A 3,952-nucleotide genomic window follows, 5' to 3' on the forward strand; every position below is an offset into this window, starting at 1 on the left:
CGCCGCCGGCCCAGGGGGACCCCGACTCAGGCCCGCGCGTGCAGCCTGCGGTCGATGTAAAGCACAACGCCGCTGGCCGCGGCCGCGACCGCCGTGAGGATAAAGACCCGATCATCTCCATCGCATGGTCTTGGCCGATCACGCGTTGAGCCAACGAGTCGGCCACTTTCAGAATGGTCTCGATCTCGTTGCGGGCCATGCGGCCGACCGGGATGCCGGTCCAGTCGCCCACCACCGCCGCCACCGCCTGGTAGTCCACCGTGGGCAGAATCAGCGGCGTTTCGCCTTGCAAGGTGCTGAGTTTGGTCTGCACCTCATTCAGTTGCGCCAGCAGGCTCACGCGCTCAGCTTCGCGGTCTCCGTCGGACAAGCCTTCGGCAACCGCCTCGGCCGCAGCTTCGGCCTCCAATTTGCTGCCTGTACCCTCGACCGGGCGGATGCCGGCGCGCAGCTTGGCGCGCAGGTCAAGCAACTGGTCGACCAAGCCCTTTTCCTCGGCCCAGCGAGCATCCAAGCCCGCCAGTCGGGCGCGCTCGGTGGCCAGCAACTCGGTCGCCTCGCCCTCGCGCTTGGCCGTGTCGATGCCGATCGCCTTCTCGCGACCGATGATGCCGAGTTCCGTTTCCAGCGCCTCGATGCGCTTGCGGCAGTCATCGACCTCGGCGGGCGTGGCGTGCAGGCTGACCGCCACGCGGGCACAGGCGGTATCAAGCAGGCTGACCGATTTGTCGGGCAATTGGCGCGCCGGGATGTAGCGGTGGCTCAAACGCACGGCCGCCTCCAGCGCCTCGTCGAGGATCTGCACCTTGTGGTGCTTTTCCATCGTGCTGGCGACGCCGCGCATCATCAGGATCGCCTTGGCCTCGTCCGGCTCATCGACCTGAATGGTCTGGAAGCGGCGCGTCAGGGCCGGATCTTTTTCGATGTGTTTTTTGTACTCGGCAAAGGTGGTGGCACCGATCGTGCGCAAGGTGCCGCGCGCCAAGGCGGGCTTGAGCAGATTGGCCGCATCGCCGGTACCGGCAGCACCGCCCGCACCGACGAGCGTGTGGGTTTCGTCGATGAACAAAATGATCGGCTTGGCGCTGGCTTGCACCTCGTCGATCACCGAGCGCAGGCGCTGCTCGAACTCGCCCTTCATGCTGGCCCCTGCCTGCAGCAGGCCCACATCGAGCGAGCGCAGCTCGACGTCCTTCAGGCTCGGCGGCACATCGCCGCGCGCAATGCGCTGGGCAAAGCCTTCGACCACGGCGGTCTTGCCGACGCCGGCCTCGCCAACCAAGATGGGGTTGTTTTGCCGGCGCCGCATCAAGATGTCGACCACCTGGCGGATCTCGTCGTCGCGGCCGACGATCGGGTCCATCTTGCCGCTGCGGGCTTGTTCGGTCAGATCAACGGTGAATTTTTTCAGCGCTTCTTGCTTGCCCATGGCGGCCGGGGCCAGCGCACCGCTGTCTTCGCCGGGGGCGCTAGCGCCTGCAGAAGATCCATCGGTGGCGCCCAAGCCTTCTTCGGGCGAGCCGGCCAGGATCTTGGCCAGGTTGTCGCTGAGGTCCTCGACCTTGAGCTTCTCGAACTGGCGGCTGATGGCGATCAGTGCATTGCGCAAGGTCTTGGTCTTGAGCATGCCCACCAGCACATAGCCGGTGCGCACGGTGTTGTCGCCATAGAGTAGCGTGCCGTAGACCCAGCCCCGCTCAATCGCGTCGGCAATGTTCTCGGCGATGTCGGAGATGCTGGTGGCACCGCGCGGCAGGCGGTCGAGCGCGGCGGTCAAGTCCTTGGCCAGGGCAGACTGGTCGAGCTGACCGTATTTGATGATGCGGTGCCAGTCGGAGTCGGCGCTCTGCAGGATTTGCGCAATCCAGTGCTCCAACTCCACATAGGGGTTGCCGCGCAACTTGCAGAAAACCGTGGCCCCCTCAACCGCCTTGTAGGCTGCGCTGTTCAACTTGCCGAAAAGTGTGACTCGGTTGATGTCTGCCATGGTGAATCCTTTTGACGAGGGTTACGGTTGATGCGGGTCAAATCAAAGCTGCGCCAGCTTGGGTCTCAAATTCAAAACAGCGGGGCGGCTTTTGGAAGATTCGGGAGATTTGGGAGATTCGGGAGATTCGGGAGATTCGGCAGATTCGCCAGGCGGCTTGCCCAGCCAGGTGGTCCAACCCAGGCGCCCGTATTGGCCGGGTCGGCAAGCCGGCACTTGCTCTTTTTTCAGCTCAAGCGCCAAGTCCCAGCCGAGCTCCAGCCCGATGTATTGATGCACCAGCGCCTGCACCGCCGGCAAGGCCTTGCCGACCGGCAGCAGCGCCTCGAAGGCGGGCAGGTCCAAGGGGCCAATGTGGATGCGGAAATGATGCTGGCGATCAAACACGGCCCGGCCCAACACGGCGCTCACGCCAAGTTGCGCGGTCGAGGTTCGCCTAGACGCGCCGCGCCGGCTGAGGCGTTTGATGCGGGTGCGTTCTTCGGGTTGCAGCGGCATCCAGCGGCCAAAAAATTGCTCGATGCGCGCCTGCATGCCCAGATAGTTCGAGAGCAGCAGGCCGAGGCCATCGGCATTGCGAACCTGGCGTGACAAGACGCCGGCATGAGCCAAGCGAGCATGGTCGGGGGCGGCGTCGCGATTTTGCAGCTCAGGCCCGGCCACCCCGATCAGCGAACCAACAAAGGAAGCAAAGCGATCCTCCTGCGGGCGATCCAGGCTAACGGCAGGTTTACCCTGCGCCCATGCGCGATAGAACAGCAGCAAGAGGCGGTGGTGAAACATATCGGCAAAGCGGCCGAAGGTCTCGTCGCCTCTGTGCAGACGGCGCTCGCGGGCATAGGCCGTTATGTGCAAGGGCAGCGGGCTATTGGGCCCAAACAAGCCGAAGAATCTCACCTCGACGCGAGGCCGGCCGCTGCGGTCAGCCGGGTCCACCATGCTCAGGCTGGACGGTGCAAAACCAAGATCGGCGGCCTGACCCAAGCGCACCGGCTCGTCCACCGGCCGGCGCGCCGTGCCCAGGCGTGGTTTGTCGGCGTGATAGGCGTCAATCAAGCGCATCGCTTGATAAAAGTCGAAGCTGTGGGCGGCCTCAGCGATCGCATACACCGGGTCGGGGCGCTTGGGGTTAGGCGCTGACATCACAAAATCGCTCGGGTGCCGCAGCGCGGCCGGCCGCTGAGGATGTCGCCGCGCGCAGGCGAATGCAGGCGCAGCTGGGTGAAGCCATTCAAGGAGACATGGCGAGCGACAAAGCGCTCCAACACCAGACCGAGCAAAAAGGCGCTGCCGCCTTCGAACGCATGGTCATCAATTTCAACCCGCACGTCCACGCCACGACCGAAGGTGATGGGCCCGGGCATGGGCAGGCGGCGCACCACCGAGGCCAGCTTGACCGAGCGCAGACCATCCACTTGGCGCTGCGCACCGGCGTCGCCGCTGGGCGCGTACAGACGCAGGATTTCACGCAGCGCAGCGGCGCCATGCTCCGCATCGGTATCGGTCAAAGAGAGGTGATTGAGCGAGAGCTGATTGATCATCTTCCAGGCAATATTGCCCTCACGCAGCGCCGACTGCGGGCGTGACGGTCCCTTGAGCACCTGGATAGCCTTGACCGGCGCAGTCTGCGCCAAGATGAGGTCACCTTTGGCATTGCCGGTGGGCATCAAGATCGGCAGATCGCGGTTGCTGCACAAGGCTCTCACGCCAAGTTGGCGCAAATCGGCGGAGAACGGTGCCTCGGCCGAATCGACCACCGTCACATAAACCTCACTGCCGATATAGCTGGAGCGGGGACCTTCACGGGTTTGCAGCTGAGACATCAGGCGCGGCACCCGCTGCACCGAGAAGTAGGCGTTGTGCGAACGCGCCTCGGTGTGAAAGGCGTTATAAAAAGGCAAGAAGCGCCACTCAGTCGTCTTGTCCTTAGCCGATCCTGCACCCCCGCCACTGCCATAACCGATC

At 64.1% G+C, this 3,952-nt stretch carries 3 protein-coding genes; all 3 read right to left on the bottom strand.

Going from position 1 to position 3,952, the window contains the following annotated elements:
- Positions 1–1,987 (bottom strand): AAA family ATPase (locus RMO57_RS07715; RefSeq protein ID WP_310385558.1); only part of this gene is annotated, 1,987 nt, incomplete at its 3' end.
- A 42-nt stretch (positions 1,988–2,029) separates the two neighbouring features.
- Positions 2,030–3,130, bottom strand: coding sequence for a type VI secretion system baseplate subunit TssG (tssG, locus tag RMO57_RS07720; protein WP_310385560.1), 1,101 nt, complete (start codon positions 3,128–3,130; stop codon positions 2,030–2,032).
- Positions 3,130–3,952, bottom strand: an 823-nt coding sequence (locus RMO57_RS07725; protein WP_310385562.1) for a type VI secretion system baseplate subunit TssF, incomplete at its 5' end; no start/stop codon positions are given. The genes tssG and RMO57_RS07725, both read right to left, overlap by 1 nt.

Source organism: Roseateles sp., from assembly GCF_031397715.1.
Lineage (GTDB): Bacteria > Pseudomonadota > Gammaproteobacteria > Burkholderiales > Burkholderiaceae_C > Paucibacter_A.